Origin of the sequence: Enterococcus sp. DIV0086, from assembly GCF_050498705.1 — a bacterium.
Classification (GTDB): Bacteria; Bacillota; Bacilli; order Lactobacillales; family Enterococcaceae; genus Enterococcus; species Enterococcus faecalis.
The window spans coordinates 2,230,001-2,246,851 of record NZ_JBNIDN010000001.1; the positions used below are offsets into that span (position 1 = coordinate 2,230,001).

A 16,851-nucleotide genomic window follows, 5' to 3' on the forward strand; every position below is an offset into this window, starting at 1 on the left:
GCGGAATTGGCAGACGCACTAGATTTAGGATCTAGCGCCGCAAGGCGTGGGGGTTCAAGTCCCTTCGCCCGCATATTTAGCCGGCTTAGCTCAGTTGGTAGAGCATCTGATTTGTAATCAGAGGGTCGAGGGTTCAAGTCCTTTAGCCGGCACCATTTTGCGGAAATAGCTCAGTGGTAGAGCACCACCTTGCCAAGGTGGGGTCGCGGGTTCGAACCCCGTTTTCCGCTTAGCCAATTCATTACGCCGGGGTGGCGGAACTGGCAGACGCACAGGACTTAAAATCCTGCGGTGAGTGATCACCGTACCGGTTCGATTCCGGTCCTCGGCATTGTTTTATATTTAGCACCCATAGCTCAACTGGATAGAGTGTTTGACTACGAATCAAAAGGTTAGGGGTTCGACTCCTTTGGGTGCATTAGTTATATACGGGAAGTAGCTCAGCTTGGTAGAGCACTTGGTTTGGGACCAAGGGGTCGCAGGTTCGAATCCTGTCTTCCCGATAATAATTTTCATGGGGCCTTAGCTCAGCTGGGAGAGCGCCTGCTTTGCACGCAGGAGGTCAGCGGTTCGATCCCGCTAGGCTCCATTCTTATTTTAATATAAGAGTTTCGCGGTGTAGCTCAGCTGGCTAGAGCGTCCGGTTCATACCCGGGAGGTCGGGGGTTCGATCCCCTCCGCCGCGATTATACATTTGGAAGAGCCTGACCTTTAGCTCAGTTGGTTAGAGCAGACGGCTCATAACCGTCCGGTCGTAGGTTCGAGTCCTACAAGGTCCATTGTGACGTTGTTTATAGTTTTATTTTTATCATGGAGGATTACCCAAGTCCGGCTGAAGGGAACGGTCTTGAAAACCGTCAGGCGGGTAAAACCGTGCAAGGGTTCGAATCCCTTATCCTCCTTTCTTAGGAATTAAATTTCCTTGGTCTAATTATCGCGGGGTGGAGCAGTCAGGTAGCTCGTCGGGCTCATAACCCGAAGGTCGTAGGTTCAAATCCTGCCCCCGCAATTGCTTTTGATTTCAAAAGCACATAAAAAGAAAAGTATGGTTTGGTAGTTCAGCTGGTTAGAATGCCTGCCTGTCACGCAGGAGGTCGCGGGTTCGAGTCCCGTCCAGACCGCCATGCGGGTGTAGTTTAGTGGTAAAACCACAGCCTTCCAAGCTGTTGTCGCGAGTTCGATTCTCGTCACCCGCTTTCTTTTTGGGCCTATAGCTCAGCTGGTTAGAGCGCACGCCTGATAAGCGTGAGGTCGATGGTTCGAGTCCATTTAGGCCCATAATTTTATAAAATGGCCCGTTGGTCAAGCGGTTAAGACACCGCCCTTTCACGGCGGTAACACGGGTTCGAGTCCCGTACGGGTCATAGTTTTGTTACGGAGGATTACCCAAGTCCGGCTGAAGGGAACGGTCTTGAAAACCGTCAGGCGGGTAAAACCGTGCAAGGGTTCGAATCCCTATCCTCCTTTCTTAGGAATTAAGTTTCCTTAGTCTAATTATCGCGGGGTGGAGCAGTCAGGTAGCTCGTCGGGCTCATAACCCGAAGGTCGTAGGTTCAAATCCTGCCCCCGCAATTGCTTTTATTTTTTTAAAGCATACATTTGCATAAAGCAAAAACGAATTGGTTTGGTAGTTCAGCTGGTTAGAATGCCTGCCTGTCACGCAGGAGGTCGCGGGTTCGAGTCCCGTCCAGACCGTTTTTGGCTCGGTAGCTCAGTTGGTAGAGCAATGGATTGAAGCTCCATGTGTCGGCAGTTCGATTCTGTCCCGCGCCATCCAAGAAAAATTTGCGGGTGTAGTTTAGTGGTAAAACCACAGCCTTCCAAGCTGTTGTCGCGAGTTCGATTCTCGTCACCCGCTTTTTTCTTATTTGGGCCTATAGCTCAGCTGGTTAGAGCGCACGCCTGATAAGCGTGAGGTCGATGGTTCGAGTCCATTTAGGCCCATTTATTTCTTGGGGAAGTACTCAAGTGGCTGAAGAGGCGCCCTGCTAAGGGTGTAGGTCGGGAAACCGGCGCGAGGGTTCAAATCCCTCCTTCTCCGTTTTTCTTTTTAATGGCCCGTTGGTCAAGCGGTTAAGACACCGCCCTTTCACGGCGGTAACACGGGTTCGAGTCCCGTACGGGTCATAGTGAAGCATACAAACATTGTTTGTATGCTTTTTTATTTTTATTACAAAAAAAAATGTTGTTGAAAGCGTTGACATTTGTTGTAAATATGTTATTCTTTGGATGTAGGGATAAGTAAATAGATGGATAGTGATTGTTTAAAGACAAGCTAAACCTAATTTTTTCATGAAGCGACATATGTGTCGTTCTTTTTGAAGAAATTGGGTTTTTCTTTTTTTCAACGAAACACAAAGGAGGTGGGGCATTGATTATTCACAAAATTTTAAACAATAATGTGGTTATTACATTAGATGATGATAAACGAGAGCAAATTGTTATGGGCAAAGGAATTGCTTTTAAGAAACGCATTGGGGATTGGGTTCCTGATGAAAGTATTGATCAAGTTTTTTATTTAGCCAATCAAGAAACATCACTTAAGTTTCAAGAATTGTTAGGAAATATTCCTTTAGAGATGATGAAACTCTCGGATGACATTATTGTTTATGCAAAATCAACGTTGAAAAAGAGTTTGAATGATACCATTTATATTTCTCTGACGGATCATTTGTACACAGCTTTAGAAAGAAAAAACAAGGAATTGCAATTAAGAATTTATTATTATGGGATATTAAACGTTTTTTTCCTGAAGAGTACGAAGTAGGAGTAAATGCTTTAAAAATGGTACAAAAGCGCGTAGGAATGGAATTGTCAACGGATGAGGCAGGTTTTATCGCATTGCACTTGGTGAATGCGGAGATGGAGGAAGAAGTCGGTAATATTTACGAATTGACAAAGTTGATGCAAGAGATTACAAATATCGTCAAATACTATTTTAAGGTAAGTTTTGATGAAGACTCTGTCTACTTTTATCGATTTAGCACACATTTAAAATTTTTCTGTTATCGCTTATTACACCAACGTGAAGTTGTCGAAAATGATGATGAAGAACTGTATGCGGTAATTAAAAAGAAATATCTCAACGCCTATCGTTGCGTGGAAAAGATCAGCTTGTATTTAAATGAGAACTATGACTATCAAGTTTCAAATGAAGAACGCTTGTACCTAACGATTCACATTGCACGAATTGTACAAACAACGGAACAATAAACGCACCACTTTGGATAGTGACATTCAGTTGGCTAAACCTTCAAATGAAAATAAATTTTTGGAGGAAAAAGATGGGAAAATATCATGAACTAGCAGAAAAAATTGTAAAAAATGTCGGTGGGCAAGAGAATATTAATAGTTTGACACATTGTATCACACGTCTCGCTTCAAATTAAAAGATGAGAGTCAAGCGAATGATGATGTCTTAAAAAATATGGACGGTGTGGTAACTGTTATGAAAAGCGGTGGACAATACCAAGTCGTTATTGGGAACCATGTTCCAGCCGTTTACGAAGAAGTAGTTAGTATTGCAGGCTTGTCAGGAGAACGTGAAGAAGGAGCTTCCAGTGGGAATTTATTTGATCGCTTAATAGATATTTTAAGTGGTTGTTTCCAACCCTTTTTAGGGCGTTAGCAGCGGCTGGGATGGTTAAAGGGTTAAATGCCTTATTGGTTTTCTTAAAGCTCTATACGGCTACGTCAGGGACTTATACCATGTTAAATGGGATTGGCGATGCAATTTTCTACTTTATGCCAGTTATTTTAGGTTATACAGCAGCTAAAAATTCCGGTTGCATCCAATGGTAGGGATCGTGATTGGTGCAGCTTTATGTTACCCAACGATTCAAGGAAGTGCATTACAAACGGCCTTTGAAACAACAGCGGGTGCCGGAGCCGCAGCACCGTATAATTTATTGGGCTTACCTGCCTATAATACATTTATGGGGATTCCTTGGGTCGGTGGAACTATACAAGTAGTGTCGTACCAATCATCTTCATTATTGCTTTTGCGGCACAAGTTCAAAAAGTGTTTAAACGTATTATTCCAGAAGTTGTTCAAACGTTCTTAGTACCGTTTTTCGTCTTGTTGATTGCCTTACCAATTGGTTTCTTAGTAATTGGGCCAATCGTTAGCATGCTAACAGATTTATTAAGCGCTGGCTTTACAGCATTAATGAGTTTCTCACCAGCTTTGTATGGTTTGATTCTTGGTTTCTTCTGGCAAGTCTTAGTTATTTTTGGTTTACATTGGAGCGTTGTGCCATTAGCTATTATGCAAGTGACACAAGAAGGTTCAAGCCAAGTATTAACGGGATCATTTGCAGCTAGTTTTGCGCAAACAGCGGTTGTTTTAGCGATGTTCTTCAAATTGAAAGATAAAAAAGTTAAAAGCTTTGTGTCCGCCAGCAATTATCTCTGGTATTTTTGGTGTAACAGAGCCAGCAATTTATGGAATCACTTTACCAAAAAAATGGCCATTTATTTATTCAATGATTGGTGGCGCTGTCGGTGGTTTATATTTGATGATCAACAATGTGACAGCTTATACAATGGGTGGTTTAGGAATTTTCGGTGTGCTAAACTTTATCAATGGTGATGATGCAAGTGGGATGATTCAGTCCTTTATTGCAATTGCCATTGCAGCGGTCGTTGGTTTTGGTCTAACATTCTTCTTCTGGAAAAGACGATACAGTTGAGGAAGAAGAAGTGATTATTGATAAAACAACGATTAAAAAAGAAAATATTACAAGTCCAGTCAAAGGACGAGTGTTATCTTTAAAAATGCAGAGGATCCTGCTTTTGAATGGAGCATTAGGAAATGGGGTCGTGATTGAACCAACGGAAGGTAAAGTGGTTGCACCCTTTGATGGAACGATTGTCACACTATTCCCAACAAAACATGCATTAGGTTTTGATTTCAGATAACGGCACAGAATTATTGATTCATATTGGGATTGATACAGTTCAATTAGAAGGCGAAGGCTTTGAAGCTTTTGTAAAACAAGGTGACCGCGTGAAAAAAGGTCAAACATTAGTAAACTTTGATTTTAGAAGGAATTAAAAAAGCTGGGTTTAGTACACAAATTCCAATCGTTGTGACGAATACAGCGGATTATTTAGATATTTTGGAAGTCGGCAGTAATGAAGTTTCAACAAGCGATGATTTGCTGACCGCTTTAATATAAAAAGATGTGGAGGAAGAGAATTTATGGCATTTAGAAAAGACTTTTTATGTGGGGTGGCGCAACAGCAGCCAATCAATGTGAAGGTGGCTATAACGAAGGCGGACGTGGTTTGGCAAACGTCGATTTAGCGCCAACTGGTCCAGATCGTTTTCCAGTAATCACTGGTGAAAAGAAAATGTTTAACTTTGATGAGGAACATTTCTATCCTGCACAAGAGGCGATTGATATGTATCATCGCTATAAAGAAGATATCGCCTTGTTTGGTGAAATGGGTTTTAAAACATACCGTTTATCCATTGCTTGGAGTCGAATTTTTCCAATGGGAGATGAAACAGAGCCGAATGAAGAAGGCTTGAAGTTCTATGAAGACTTATTCAAAGAATGTCATAAATATGGGATTGAGCCACTAGTAACGATTACACACTTTGACTGCCCAATGCACTTAGTGGAAGAATATGGCGCTTGGCGTAGTCGTAAGTTAGTAGGTTTCTATGAAAATCTTTGCCGTGTAATTTTCAACCGATATAAAGGATTAGTCAAATATTGGTTAACATTTAACGAAATTAATATGATTTTACATGCACCATTTATGGGGCAGGTCTATACTTTGAAGAAGGCGAAAACAAAGAACAAGTGAAATACCAAGCGGCCCATCATGAACTACTAGCAAGTGCAATTGCGACAAAAATTGCTCATGAGGTAGATCCTGAAAACCAAGTAGGTTGTATGTTAGCGGCTGGTTCCAACTACGCTTATACTTGTAAACCAGAAGATGTTTTCGCTGCTCGACAAGCAGATCGTGAAAATTATTTCTTTATTGATGTCCAATCACGTGGGGAAATACCTGCGTATGCTTTAAAAGAAATGGCCCGTAAAGGTATTCAAATTGAAATGGAAGAAGGCGACGAAGAACTTTTAAAAGAACATACGGTGGACTTCATTTCGTTCTCTTATTATTCTTCTCGTGTCACATCAACAGATCCAGAAATTAATGAACAAAACAGCTGGTAACATCTTTTGCCTCTGTGAAAAATCCTTATTTAAAAGCCAGTGAATGGGGGTTGGCAAATTGATCCGCTTGGTTTGAGAATTACGATGAATGACTTATATGATCGTTATCAAAAACCACTATTCATTGTTGAAAATGGCTTAGGAGCGGTAGATACACCAGACGAAAATGGTGATGTAGTCGATGATTATCGTATCGATTATTTGGCGGCGCATATTCAAGCGATGAAAGATGCTGTTGAACAAGATGGTGTCGACTTGTTAGGCTATACGACTTGGGGCTGTATTGATTTAGTATCAGCTGGAACAGGTGAAATGAAAAAACGCTATGGCTTTATCTATGTGGATCGCGATAACGAAGGAAATGGTACGTTAAAACGAAGCAAGAAGAAATCGTTTGATTGGTACAAAAAAAGTAATCGCAACAAATGGTGAAGATTTAAGTAATTAATAAAATCAGCAACTATTAAAGGGCGTTTGACGTTGGCAGAAAAAACAAGGACTCTTCTGCCAGCGTCAATTCCTTGATGGTTTCTTTTGTTATGCCTAAAAACAGAGGGAAAGAGGGATTTTATGGGATTTCCAGGAAAATTTTATGGGGCGGTGCAACAGCTGCTAACCAATATGAAGGTGGCTATCTTTCAGGAGGCAAAGGTCTGAGTACATTAGATGCAATTACTGGTGGTAGTCAAACAGAACCGCGACGGATTACGTATTTAACTAAAGAGGGCCAAAAGCTTCTTGTACGCGCGATCAAGCATTACCCGAAGGAGCGATTGGTTATATCGATGAAGAGTTATACTACCCTAGTCATGTAGCGACGGACTTTTACCATCATTACGAAGAAGATATCGCCTTATTTGCAGAAATGGGTTTCAAATGTTTTCGGCTGTCTATCGCCTGGAGCCGGATTTGCCCAAAATGGAACAAAAGAGATTAATGAAGAAGGCTTAGCCTTTTATGATAAAGTTTTTGATGCTTTGCTGCGCCATGGAATTGAGCCCGTTGTGACGATTAACCATTTTGATATTCCGATGTATTTGGCCGATGAATATGATGGTTGGGAAAAATCGTGAAGTGATTGATTTCTTTGTTTTTCTTTTGCGAAACCATTTTTACACGTTATCAGGATAAAGTGAAGTATTGGATGACTTTTAATGAAATTAATTTTTTTAAGAAGTTGGACGCAAATTGGGATTCACAATAATGATAAACAAAGTAAATATCAAGCGGCACATCATCTATTTGTAGCAAGTGCGAAAGCAGTTGAATTGGGACATTCCATCAATCCAGATTTCCAGATTGGTATGATGGTGGCTTATATCCCGAGTTATCCTTTGTCCTGCAAACCTGAGGACGTGATGGCAGCTGTTCAATTTAACCGAGAGCAAGAATTTTATATGGATGTCCAGGCTAAGGGCTATTATCCAGCGCATAAGCTCAAAGAATTTGAGCGTGAAGGAATGACAATTCAAATGGAGTCAGAGGATTTAGCGATTATTCAAAAAGGAACAGTTGATTATATCGGGTTTAGTTATTATATGTCGACTGTTTCGACTGCTTATCGAAGAAGTAAAATATGTCGGAGGCAACCAAATGCCTGCGGTTAAAAATCCTTATTTGCAAGAATCTGAATGGGGCTGGGCTGTCGATCCTTTAGGGTTAAGAATTTCATTGTGTCAGTTGTCAGATCGTTACAATATGCCATTGTTTGTGGTTGAAAACGGGTTTGGCGCGGTGGACACATTGCAAGAGGATGGCTCGATTGTCGACGATTACCGCATTGATTATTTTTTAAACAACATATTGAAGCCATGAGAACCGCAGTAGAAGAAGACGGGGTTAACTTAATTGGTTATACGCCATGGGGTTGTATTGACTTAGTTTCAGCAGGGACTGGCGAAATGAAAAAACGTTACGGTTTTATCTATGTAGACATGGATGACGAAGGTCAGGGAACCTTGAAACGAACTAAGAAAAAATCATTTAATTGGTACAAACAAGTTATCGCTAGTAATGGTGAAAACTTAACAACTGAGTAGAAAATGAGGGGAAATAAAAAAATGAAAAAACGATTGACGATTGTGGGGATGCTTTTTTCTGGCCATTTTAGTAATGGTTGGTTGTGGTAAAAATCAGCAAGCAACGACAAAGAAAAAAGAGACAAAACCTGAAGAACTAACTCTTTACATTGTGCGCCATGGAAAAACTATGTTAAATACGACGGACCGCGTACAAGGATGGTCAGATGCGGTCTTAACACCAGAAGGTGAAAAAGTTGTGACAGCAACTGGGATTGGCCTGAAAGATGTTGCCTTTCAAAATGCATATAGTAGTGATAGTGGCCGCGCCTTGCAAACTGCTCAACTTATTTTAGATCAAAATAAAGCAGGCAAAGACCTTGAAGTCGTGCGTGACCCAGATTTACGTGAATTTAATTTTGGTAGCTATGAAGGGGATTTAAACAAGACAATGTGGCAGGATATTGCTGATGATCAAGGTGTTTCCTTAGAAGAATTTATGAAAAACGCAGCCCTGAATCTTTTGCCAACAGTGTAGCTAAACTAGATCAACAGCGCGAGGAAAGCAAAAATAACTGGCCTGCAGAAGACTATGCTACAATTACTAAACGTTTGAAAAAAGGCTTAGATAAAATTGTTGCCACAGAATCAGCCAATCCCGGAAATGGCAATGTTTTAGTGGTCTCTCATGGCTTGAGTATTTCAGCGTTGTTAGCAACTTTATTTGATGATTTTAAAGTCCCAGAAGGCGGGTTGAAGAATGCTAGTGTCACAACAATTCATTACAAAAATGGCGAATATACTTTGGATAAAGTCAATGATGTAAGCTACTTAGAAGCAGGCGAAAAAGAATCAAAATAATCTAAGGAAACGAGAAACAGTCTAGTTAGGAGTTGGTGGAGCAAGAAAAGGGTTGCTTCACCAACTCCTATTTTTTATTAAAAGTGAAGGCTTACCTCATCACATTTTTAAATAGAAGTGGTTCGAGCTCAAAAATGATTTATCGCATAACTATGCTGACTAGATTTTGGACCGTTTTTTTACTAACTGAATAAAAGCATGTTCTGATGGGGTATTTTTACATTTATATTAAGTGAAAATTAGAAATTATTTTTTTAATTAGTGAATCAACTATTAAATAAATAGTATGAAAAAAATTGTGACATGTATCTGTTAAAAACCAGTCCTTTTTATGACTGTTGTTTTTTTTTTAGTTAATGAAATAGGTTGTTATTTATTATCTAAATTGTATAAGGCTGTTACTATGCTTGCTTATATTAGTAATGTGTCCTTATAAAATAGAATAATAGCTATGTCTATTTAAAATAGTGTATGCTACTATTTTTTACAACAGACAAATTTATGAAAGTAAGACTGTTTGTTGAAAAAATAATTTATATATTAATGAAAAAAGTTTAAGAAAGTGTATTGATGGTTTCAAGTGAAGCGATATAATTAATTTCATTAGAGAGAAGTGTTAGAATGGCGAGAAAGCAATGCTTTATTGTTAAGTCAATGTTACTATCATTCCTTATTTTGGGAGTCCTTTCCTTCATTTTCAAAGAATATATTTTTGAAAATGTTGGTTTATTGAGGGCTTCGTTAGTTCTGATAGTATTTTTCATTGGCGAGTATATCTATTTAGACTATACTTTATCAAATAACAGGGCTTTATTGATCTGTTCGGTGTTGATATTTCTGCTTTCAGCTTCATTGTTATTTTAATAAAGGGAAGTATAGGAAAAATAAAATGATGATTTGAAACGATTATTATCAGCTACTTAGAAGCAGGCGAAAAAGAATCAAAATAATCTAAGGAATCGAGAAACAGTCTATTTAGGAGTTGGTGGAGCAACAGAAGGATTGCTTCACCAACTCCTATTGTTGTGTTCTTTTTTTATTAAGGGTAGAATCAGAAAGAAGAATTTTTTCATTGGGAGGAAATGAGATGAAAAATAGAACAAAATCACGCTGGAAAAAATTGTCCTAGGACTTGGGCTTTTTGTAATCTTAGTCATCGGTTTGACTATTTTTATTAAAAATAGTACGTATCAAGCAACCGATTCAGCCTTAAAAATAAGCCAAAGTGCCACGCAAGAAAAAAACTATGATTATTATACAAACGGGCAAAAAAATGATACAGCACTGATTTTTTATCCAGGTGCATTGGTTGCGCCCGCTAGTTATAGTGAATGGGCGCAAGAAGTTGCTACGAAAGGTTATGATGTCTATGTTGTTCATTTTCCTTTGAATTTAGCGGTTCTTGCACCAAATGCTGCAGAACAAATTATAAAGGATCATCCACAACAAAACTTCGTTTTGGCTGGACATTCTCTGGGTGGTGTGATGGCTAGCCGTTTTGTAGCGGAAAATGAGCAACGAATCAAAGGCATGATTTATTTAGCTAGCTATCCTGACGAAAAAGGTGCACTAAACAAGCAAAATCTGCCGGTTCTGTCAATAACAGCCACAAACGATGGTGTTTTAAATTGGACTAGCTACCAAAAAGCCAAACAGTTTTTGCCAAAAGATACGCAGTATGTATCTATCAAAGGTGGTAACCATGCAGGGTTTGGTAATTACGGTGTCCAAAAAGGAGACAACAAAGCGACAATTTCTAACGAGCAACAGCAAACAGAAATCAGTCAATTGATTGTAGCGTGGCTACAATCACGCCCCAATAAATAATCCGATGAGCGTGGGACAAAAATCACTTTGGACTTTTGCTCCACGCTCAAAAACTAATAAACGGCGGGAACAGAAGCAACACTACGCGTTGCTCCGATCTCAACAACTTCTAAGGTGTTTTCTCGACATGCGTCTCGTCACAGTACAGCCTTCAAAAGAGCTACAGCTCTAAGAGTTGCGATGTTTCACTGTGAAGCATGAACAGATGAAATCATCGTACCTACTTGGTGAAGGTCCTTCGGAAATAAGCCGAAATTGTTGAGAATCACGAAGAACGTAGTGATTCGATGATGAACAATACCTACTTGGTCTCCCAAAATTAAAGAACAATTTTCGGAAATTCCTTCTTATTGCTTTCTCGTCAAAGACTCGTCGCAGTTTTGTCCTTGAGAGTTCTCGGAGTTAAACACTTCTATCCCGACCTCATTTCCTACGTTTAGTCAAGTACTTTTTTCTATATATTTATCAGGAAAAAGTATACGAAATAAACCTAATAAATGAGAAAATTTTTTATTAGGTATGCTATAATTTTGGTAAGGATATATTCCTTATTGGTCGTTAGAGGCCGTGTATGAGTAATCATACGTACTTGAATGTCGTACCATTGAGTGGAGACATTTCAAGAGCTTGTTGATGCAAGCGACTAGCGCAACCTTATGCTTTTTGGGCGAAGGTGTTTTTAATTTGTAATAATAATCGACAATGTATTTGGGTGCAGCTGCTTGCTGCCGAATCATGTTCATCATAATAAAATACAAATTCTTTCGTGCCTTTGGATTCCCATGTTTATTCATATGTTCTTGGGCAATATATTTTCCAGATTGATACCTTCTGGTATCGACACCGACAAAAGCGTTCAATTGTTTGTGAGAAGAAAACCGGCGAATGTCTCCTAATTCACCAATAATGAGTCCTGCAGAAAGTTCACCAATTCCTGGAATGCTTTGATACAAATCAAATTCTTCTGTTTGTTTGGCTGCTTCAATTAACTGTGCAGCTAATTGTTCTTTCGTTGTCAGTAATTGTTTCAATTGTTGGGCATAGTACACCACTTTTTGAACAGAAATACTTTGTCCAGATTCTGCTGGATAGGAATTTTGTGCCAAGTAAAGTAAGGTTTGTGCTTTTGCCAAGGCTTTTTGATCGGAGATTTTTTTATCGGTATTTTTCTTCAAAAGATTTTTTACTTTTGTTTGACTCAATCCTACTAAATAAGCTGGATGCGGAAATAGCTCGACAAGATTTAAAGCGAGTTTTGATAAGCGGTTGGTAAAAATGGTTTCTAGTTCTGGGAAAAAGTTAGTTGTAAAGCGGTATGGAGGTGCATTCTCATGTGTTTAATGTCACTTTCAATTTGTTGATAAAAGCGAGCTAAGTCCCGTGTTTGTTCATAAATTTCTGACGATTGTTGTTTTTGTTTTCGTAAAAATTGACTGTGTGTTTGAGCCAGACGATGGGCATCCCGTTTATCTGTTTTGACTGAACGTAAGTCACTATTCAGTTGTCTTTTGGCTTCTAAAGGGTTTAATAAACAATAGGCGAAAATGATTCTTTTGGCAAAACGTTTCAATGACTCTTGAATAAACTCCCGTTGCTTCAAAAACGATTTGTGGTCGTTCTGGAAGAGCATAAATTTCTTGAAGAAGCTGGCAAAAATACGGTTTATCATGAAGAATTTCTTGTTCAAAAAGACAAGTAGTTTCATGATAAATAACGGCGTAACTTTTTCCCATTGAGACATCTAAAGCAAGTACATACATGATTTTCATCTCCTAAAAAGTGTTGAAAGGTTCTTCACTGCTTCATTTCGTTCCTAATTTCCTACACACGGGCTCGAAGCCCCAACATACTTAAACCAGATTTTAAAATGACAGTGAAGGAGACCATTTTTTGTTTGGGACTCGAAGTCCAAGAGATCATGGTCGGTCTTCCTTTCACTTACGACTATACGCTTAAAAGAGCAATAGAGGGTAAATTCATCCGTCGATGAATTTACCCTCTAATCTTAGTATGTTTTTACTGCGATAAACAGAGGGGGTTACGCCTGTTTCTTTTTTAAAAGTGGTGGCAAAATATGCTGCGGTTTGGAAGCCAACTTTTTTCGCGATTTGTTGAATCGTAAGGGGTGAATGGAGAAGCAATTCTTGGGCTTGCCTAATTCGGACGCTTGTTAAATAAGCTAATGGGGTTTGTTTTGTCTGTTCCTTAAAGGTTCGCTGCAAATGAAAGGGACTACCGTGGCAGGTTTGCGCTAAATAGTCTAAACTTAAAGGTTACGCTGAATGCAGATCAATAAATTGCTTAATTTGAGCAACCCATTCCTCGTTAGGAACGACTTGCCCGGTTGGTTGACATCTTTTACATGGACGAAAACCAAGTGTTAAAGCTTCCTGAGCCGTTTTGAAGATCAGAACGTGGTTCTTGTTGGGCACACGGGAAGGGCACGAAGGACGACAAAAAATTTTCGTTGTGGTCACACCATAAAAAAAATCACCATCAAATTGCGTATTATTATTTTGAATGGCTTCCCAACGTTTCTGAGTAAGTCGATACGTTGTTTTCATTGTAAACACACCTCCCGTTTTCTTCATTGTAAAAGAATCCCTAATAAAAACAAGTAAAAAGTGATAGGAGCGCAAGATTTTGAAAGCCAAAAGAATTATAATGAAGATAAGAAAACACGAGAAAGAAGTGTAGACATATGGCAAAAAAGATTTATTATGCGCAACAAGAATGGCAGAACGATCACTATTATCTTGGTGTGACAGACGCTGGACTAGCTTTTGTAGGTTCAGCCAATCAATCGATAGAAGAGCTGAAAAACTGGTACCCTCAAGCACAATTAGAAGCTTCTGAAGAGAAAACTGCGCCTTATAAAGAAGCACTAATAAGTTATCTTAACCAACATTCGACAACGTTTGCTTGCCCCATAGACATCGAAGGAACGCCCTTTCAAAAAGAAGTTTGGCAGGCGTTGCAAGAAATACCTTATGGTGAGACAATGACCTATCAAGAAATTTCAGAAAAAATTGGGCGTCCACGTGCGGTTCGAGCAGTTGGCACAGCGATTGGGAAAAATCCTTTATTAATGGTCATTCCTTGCCATCGAGTCATCGGCAGCAAGGGACAATTAACCGGTTATCGTGGTGGTTTAGCAATGAAACAAGCATTATTAACATTTGAACAGTCTTAAAAGGAGGCGGCGATGAACAACTATCAATGGTATACAGAACAATGGGGAAAACCTACAAGAGAGGATGATTTGCTGTTTTTATTGTTGACGGTGGGTGTTTTTCAAGTTGGTTTAAGTTGGAAAGCAGCAGCAGGGAAAAAAGTAGCATTCATGAAAAATTTTTGCCAAATGAAGCCGGAAAAAGTTGCCGCGCTGTTGCCTGACGAAGTCGATCGAATAGTAGCTGATCCAGATATGATTCGCAATCGGCGCAAAATTGAAGCAACCATTAAAAATGCGCAAGCAATTTTAAAAGTACAAGAAGAATTTGGCAGTTTTGCCAATTATCTATGGCAATTTGAAAAAAACGTCCCCGTTTTATCTATTTATGAAGAAGCATACCAAGTCCCACGCACACAGCTTTTGTCAGATAACGTAGCAAAAGACTTAAAAAAAAGAGGATTTTCTTTTGTAGGTCCGATTGTCACCAATATGTTTCTGAAAGCTAGCGGGATTATCCAGGTGGAAATTTTAAATCCAGAATAAAGGAGTGTTAGGATGTTTGAAAATGAATCTCTTAGTTTTGAAGAACAAACAATTATTCAAGCAGCAGAGCGTTATGTTCAACAAGAATTAGCCAACGAAGCAAGTGGCCATGACTGGTGGCATATTTATCGAGTGACACAATTAGCAAAAACAATTGCAGAGAAAGAACAAGCAAATTTATTTTTATGTATATTAACAGCATTGTTACATGATATTGGCGATGAAAAATTTAACGAAAGTGAAGAGGCTGGCTTGCTAAAGGTGCAACAATGGTTGGAAGCAAATAACGTATCAACAGAGCAAACGAATCACATCCTTTCCATTATTGCTAATATGTCCTTTAAAGGAGGAAATACTGGGAAAACAGTTACTACATTAGAAGGAAAAGTGGTCCAGGATGCGGATCGACTAGATGCCATCGGCGCAATTGGAATTGCACGGGTGATGGCTTATTCGGGAAATAAAGGCCGTTTAATTCACGATCCTCACAAACAACCTCGTGAACAGTTAACCCAAGAAGAATACCGGAATGGGGAAGATACTGCTATTATGCATTTTTATGAGAAACTTTTAAAGTTAAAGGAACAAATGAATACAAATTATGGTCGCTTATTGGCGGAAAAGCGTCATCAATTTATGGAACTTTATCTGGAGGAATTTTATCAAGAGTGGGATGGACACCGATAAATGAGGGCCAACTAAAACAGTCAGTACATTTCTTTTTGAATTTTAAGAGAACTCTTTTTTACAAATACCTCAGAAGTGGTAAAATGATGGATGAATAAACGGGTGGTTTATCTTAGTTTTACGTTACATATAGGAGGTAATTATGGAGACAAAAAAATCGAGTGGCATGTTTGCAGTTATTGCCGCACTGATTGCGAATATTTTAGTAGCGATTAGTAAATTTGTTGGTTTTGCTTTAAGTGGTAGTACCGCTATGATGAATGAAAGTATCCACAGTGTCGTGGACTGTAGTAATCAGGTGTTATTACTTTTTGGGAATAAGCGCGCTTCTCGTGGACAAAGTGCGTTACATCAATTTGGAGAAGGCCGTGCAAAATACTTTTTTAGTACAATTGTTGCAACGATGCTCTTTTTTGGTGGGGGCGCGTTAGGCGTAATGGAGGCTATTCAGAAGTTACTGCATCCCTCTCATGAAGTAGAAAATGTGGCTATTGTCATTGGTATTTTAATTTTTGGTTTGCTTGTGGAAGGTAGCTCTTTGCGTGTAGCGATGAAAGAAATCAAAGAATTGAATACAGAGAAGTTATCGCTCTTAAAATTTTTGCGAGAAAGTCGTCACAGTGAAATTTTAATTATTTTTACGGAAGACTTTTGTGCGGTTATTGGTTTGTGTTTAGCTTTGGTGGGAACCCTTTTAACAATGGTAACTGGGATTGCTGCATTTGATGCTATCAGTGGTTTACTGATTGGTTTACTATTAATGTGTGCAGCCATTTTCTTAGCGAAAGAATTTTATAGTTTGATTATAGGAGAAAGTGTGACCGCTACAGATTTAGCAAAAATTAAAACTGCATTTGATCGGGCGGATGTTGAAAAACTAATTGATGTAAAGACCGTTCATTTAGGTCCAACTGAAATTTTAGTAGCGGCAAAAATTGATGTGGTAGAACCAATGGAAGAAGATGCACCTGATGTTGTGAATGCGATTGAACGAGACATTCGCAGTAAAATGCCTGATAAAAAAATCTATATCTATATTGAAGTTGACGATTATGATGTGAATTACGTTCGTAAATAACAAATGAAAGAATAACTTTAAAAAACAATATGGGGGAAGAAACGATGCAAGAGGCAATTATAACAAGTACAGTAGATTTAACCAGTGGTGGTTGTAACGCCTGTGGTTTAGTGGAAGATACCGTCTACACATTAGCAATGAATGGAGTGGACATTCCGTTAGATGGCTTGACAGTTGCTCATCTAGTTTCTGCTGTTGTTGCTAGAAATGGATTTAAACAGGAGCTACAAATGGATATGCTAGATGACGAATATATCCTTTATCGAAAAGAAGACACAGCAGTAACCTTTAAAGAAGCGTACAATCATTTAAGCTACGATAACGGTTCTGAAAAAATCCAATCTAAAAATAAACTGGAAGATTTATCAAAACTTTTTGAACAAGTTAATCAAATCCTAACAACTGTTTTTGGAATTGAAACTGTCAATTTTATTATAGAATAAAGTAAAAAATAGAACAGAAATTGGACAA

General features: G+C 38.9%; 10 protein-coding genes, 23 tRNA genes and 6 pseudogenes (1 of these 39 running past the window's edge). 35 read left to right on the top strand and 4 right to left on the bottom strand.

What is annotated here, in order from left to right; translation table 11 throughout:
• From IGI63_RS10760 to IGI63_RS10905, 30 genes and pseudogenes are all read left to right on the top strand, one after another.
• Window positions 1-73 (top strand) — tRNA-Leu (locus IGI63_RS10760) (it extends 9 nt beyond the left edge of the window).
• Window positions 74-79: 6 nt separating this feature from the next.
• A tRNA-Thr gene (locus tag IGI63_RS10765) sits at window positions 80-155 on the top strand.
• A 4-nt stretch (window positions 156-159) separates the two neighbouring features.
• Window positions 160-230, top strand: a tRNA-Gly gene (locus IGI63_RS10770).
• A 15-nt stretch (window positions 231-245) separates the two neighbouring features.
• A tRNA-Leu gene (locus IGI63_RS10775) sits at window positions 246-331 on the top strand.
• 14 nt (window positions 332-345) lie between these two features.
• Window positions 346-418: transfer RNA gene (locus IGI63_RS10780), tRNA-Arg, on the top strand.
• 11 nt (window positions 419-429) lie between these two features.
• Window positions 430-503, top strand: a tRNA-Pro gene (locus tag IGI63_RS10785).
• 13 nt (window positions 504-516) lie between these two features.
• A tRNA-Ala gene (locus IGI63_RS10790) sits at window positions 517-589 on the top strand.
• Window positions 590-612: 23 nt separating this feature from the next.
• Window positions 613-686: transfer RNA gene (locus tag IGI63_RS10795), tRNA-Met, on the top strand.
• 19 nt (window positions 687-705) lie between these two features.
• Window positions 706-779, top strand: a tRNA-Ile gene (locus IGI63_RS10800).
• 33 nt (window positions 780-812) lie between these two features.
• Window positions 813-902 (top strand) — tRNA-Ser (locus tag IGI63_RS10805).
• A 33-nt stretch (window positions 903-935) separates the two neighbouring features.
• Window positions 936-1,009, top strand: a tRNA-Met gene (locus IGI63_RS10810).
• Window positions 1,010-1,047: 38 nt separating this feature from the next.
• Window positions 1,048-1,124, top strand: a tRNA-Asp gene (locus IGI63_RS10815).
• Between the two features lies 1 nt (window position 1,125).
• A tRNA-Gly gene (locus tag IGI63_RS10820) sits at window positions 1,126-1,196 on the top strand.
• An 8-nt stretch (window positions 1,197-1,204) separates the two neighbouring features.
• Window positions 1,205-1,278, top strand: a tRNA-Ile gene (locus IGI63_RS10825).
• Between the two features lie 14 nt (window positions 1,279-1,292).
• A tRNA-Glu gene (locus IGI63_RS10830) sits at window positions 1,293-1,364 on the top strand.
• 12 nt (window positions 1,365-1,376) lie between these two features.
• Window positions 1,377-1,465, top strand: a tRNA-Ser gene (locus tag IGI63_RS10835).
• 33 nt (window positions 1,466-1,498) lie between these two features.
• Window positions 1,499-1,572, top strand: a tRNA-Met gene (locus IGI63_RS10840).
• 49 nt (window positions 1,573-1,621) lie between these two features.
• Window positions 1,622-1,695: transfer RNA gene (locus IGI63_RS10845), tRNA-Asp, on the top strand.
• Between the two features lie 5 nt (window positions 1,696-1,700).
• Window positions 1,701-1,773: transfer RNA gene (locus IGI63_RS10850), tRNA-Phe, on the top strand.
• 14 nt (window positions 1,774-1,787) lie between these two features.
• Window positions 1,788-1,858, top strand: a tRNA-Gly gene (locus IGI63_RS10855).
• A gap of 12 nt (window positions 1,859-1,870) precedes the next feature.
• Window positions 1,871-1,944 (top strand) — tRNA-Ile (locus IGI63_RS10860).
• A 10-nt stretch (window positions 1,945-1,954) separates the two neighbouring features.
• Window positions 1,955-2,041, top strand: a tRNA-OTHER gene (locus IGI63_RS10865).
• A gap of 14 nt (window positions 2,042-2,055) precedes the next feature.
• Window positions 2,056-2,127 (top strand) — tRNA-Glu (locus IGI63_RS10870).
• Window positions 2,128-2,371: 244 nt separating this feature from the next.
• A pseudogene (gene licT, locus IGI63_RS10875) lies at window positions 2,372-3,213 on the top strand (BglG family transcription antiterminator LicT).
• 71 nt (window positions 3,214-3,284) lie between these two features.
• Window positions 3,285-5,180, top strand: a pseudogene (locus IGI63_RS10880) (beta-glucoside-specific PTS transporter subunit IIABC).
• A gap of 46 nt (window positions 5,181-5,226) precedes the next feature.
• Window positions 5,227-5,817, top strand: a complete 591-nt coding sequence (locus IGI63_RS10885; protein ID WP_429975786.1) for a family 1 glycosylhydrolase — start codon at window positions 5,227-5,229, stop codon at window positions 5,815-5,817.
• Window positions 5,814-6,623, top strand: a pseudogene (locus tag IGI63_RS10890) (family 1 glycosylhydrolase). Before IGI63_RS10885 ends, IGI63_RS10890 begins: the two are co-directional and overlap by 4 nt.
• A gap of 138 nt (window positions 6,624-6,761) precedes the next feature.
• Window positions 6,762-8,230, top strand: a pseudogene (locus IGI63_RS10895) (family 1 glycosylhydrolase).
• Window positions 8,231-8,251: 21 nt separating this feature from the next.
• A pseudogene (locus IGI63_RS10900) lies at window positions 8,252-9,070 on the top strand (histidine phosphatase family protein).
• A gap of 1,161 nt (window positions 9,071-10,231) precedes the next feature.
• Window positions 10,232-10,897: an alpha/beta hydrolase gene (locus tag IGI63_RS10905; RefSeq protein WP_002355186.1), complete on the top strand. Its 666-nt coding sequence runs from the start codon at window positions 10,232-10,234 to the stop codon at window positions 10,895-10,897.
• A 548-nt stretch (window positions 10,898-11,445) separates the two neighbouring features.
• Here the strand turns inward: IGI63_RS10905 and IGI63_RS10910 are convergent.
• From IGI63_RS10910 to IGI63_RS10925, 4 genes and pseudogenes are all read right to left on the bottom strand, one after another.
• Window positions 11,446-12,099 carry a transposase gene (locus IGI63_RS10910; RefSeq protein ID WP_429975787.1) on the bottom strand — a complete coding sequence of 218 codons (654 nt, stop codon included), beginning with the start codon at window positions 12,097-12,099 and terminating at the stop codon, window positions 11,446-11,448.
• Between the two features lie 80 nt (window positions 12,100-12,179).
• Window positions 12,180-12,497, bottom strand: coding sequence for an IS110 family transposase (locus IGI63_RS10915; protein WP_429975788.1), 318 nt, complete (start codon window positions 12,495-12,497; stop codon window positions 12,180-12,182).
• The gene (locus IGI63_RS10920; RefSeq protein WP_429975789.1) at window positions 12,391-12,657 is read right to left on the bottom strand and encodes an IS110 family transposase; all 267 of its coding nucleotides are present in this window, start codon (window positions 12,655-12,657) and stop codon (window positions 12,391-12,393) included. Before IGI63_RS10920 ends, IGI63_RS10915 begins: the two co-directional genes overlap by 107 nt.
• A 216-nt stretch (window positions 12,658-12,873) precedes the next feature.
• Window positions 12,874-13,488: pseudogene (locus IGI63_RS10925) on the bottom strand (bifunctional transcriptional activator/DNA repair enzyme AdaA).
• A gap of 110 nt (window positions 13,489-13,598) precedes the next feature.
• On the opposite strand from IGI63_RS10925, the gene IGI63_RS10930 reads away from it, so the two are divergent.
• The 5 genes from IGI63_RS10930 (at window position 13,599) to IGI63_RS10950 (ending at window position 16,823) form a co-directional block, all read left to right on the top strand.
• Complete coding sequence (locus tag IGI63_RS10930) at window positions 13,599-14,090, top strand: methylated-DNA--[protein]-cysteine S-methyltransferase (protein WP_165483222.1); 492 nt, start codon at window positions 13,599-13,601, stop codon at window positions 14,088-14,090.
• 12 nt (window positions 14,091-14,102) lie between these two features.
• A complete protein-coding gene (locus tag IGI63_RS10935) occupies window positions 14,103-14,615 on the top strand; it encodes a DNA-3-methyladenine glycosylase I (protein ID WP_429975790.1) in 513 nt (170 codons plus the stop codon).
• A gap of 12 nt (window positions 14,616-14,627) precedes the next feature.
• Window positions 14,628-15,302: an HD domain-containing protein gene (locus tag IGI63_RS10940; protein WP_002355190.1), complete on the top strand. Its 675-nt coding sequence runs from the start codon at window positions 14,628-14,630 to the stop codon at window positions 15,300-15,302.
• Window positions 15,303-15,444: 142 nt separating this feature from the next.
• Window positions 15,445-16,380 (top strand): cation diffusion facilitator family transporter, encoded by a 936-nt coding sequence (locus IGI63_RS10945; protein WP_002355191.1) that lies wholly within the window; start codon window positions 15,445-15,447, stop codon window positions 16,378-16,380.
• 29 nt (window positions 16,381-16,409) lie between these two features.
• Complete coding sequence (locus IGI63_RS10950; protein WP_002364994.1) at window positions 16,410-16,823, top strand: DUF4809 family protein; 414 nt, start codon at window positions 16,410-16,412, stop codon at window positions 16,821-16,823.
• Window positions 16,824-16,851 lie beyond the last annotated feature (28 nt).

Coding starts and splice junctions, on each gene's coding strand:
- IGI63_RS10885 (WP_429975786.1), top strand. CDS start 5,227: ATGTGGGGTGGCGCAACAGCAGCCAATCAATGTGAAGGTGGCTATAAC.
- IGI63_RS10920 (WP_429975789.1), bottom strand. CDS start 12,657: ATGTATGTACTTGCTTTAGATGTCTCAATGGGAAAAAGTTACGCCGTT.
- IGI63_RS10930 (WP_165483222.1), top strand. CDS start 13,599: ATGGCAAAAAAGATTTATTATGCGCAACAAGAATGGCAGAACGATCAC.
- IGI63_RS10935 (WP_429975790.1), top strand. CDS start 14,103: ATGAACAACTATCAATGGTATACAGAACAATGGGGAAAACCTACAAGA.
- IGI63_RS10940 (WP_002355190.1), top strand. CDS start 14,628: ATGTTTGAAAATGAATCTCTTAGTTTTGAAGAACAAACAATTATTCAA.
- IGI63_RS10945 (WP_002355191.1), top strand. CDS start 15,445: ATGGAGACAAAAAAATCGAGTGGCATGTTTGCAGTTATTGCCGCACTG.
- IGI63_RS10950 (WP_002364994.1), top strand. CDS start 16,410: ATGGGGGAAGAAACGATGCAAGAGGCAATTATAACAAGTACAGTAGAT.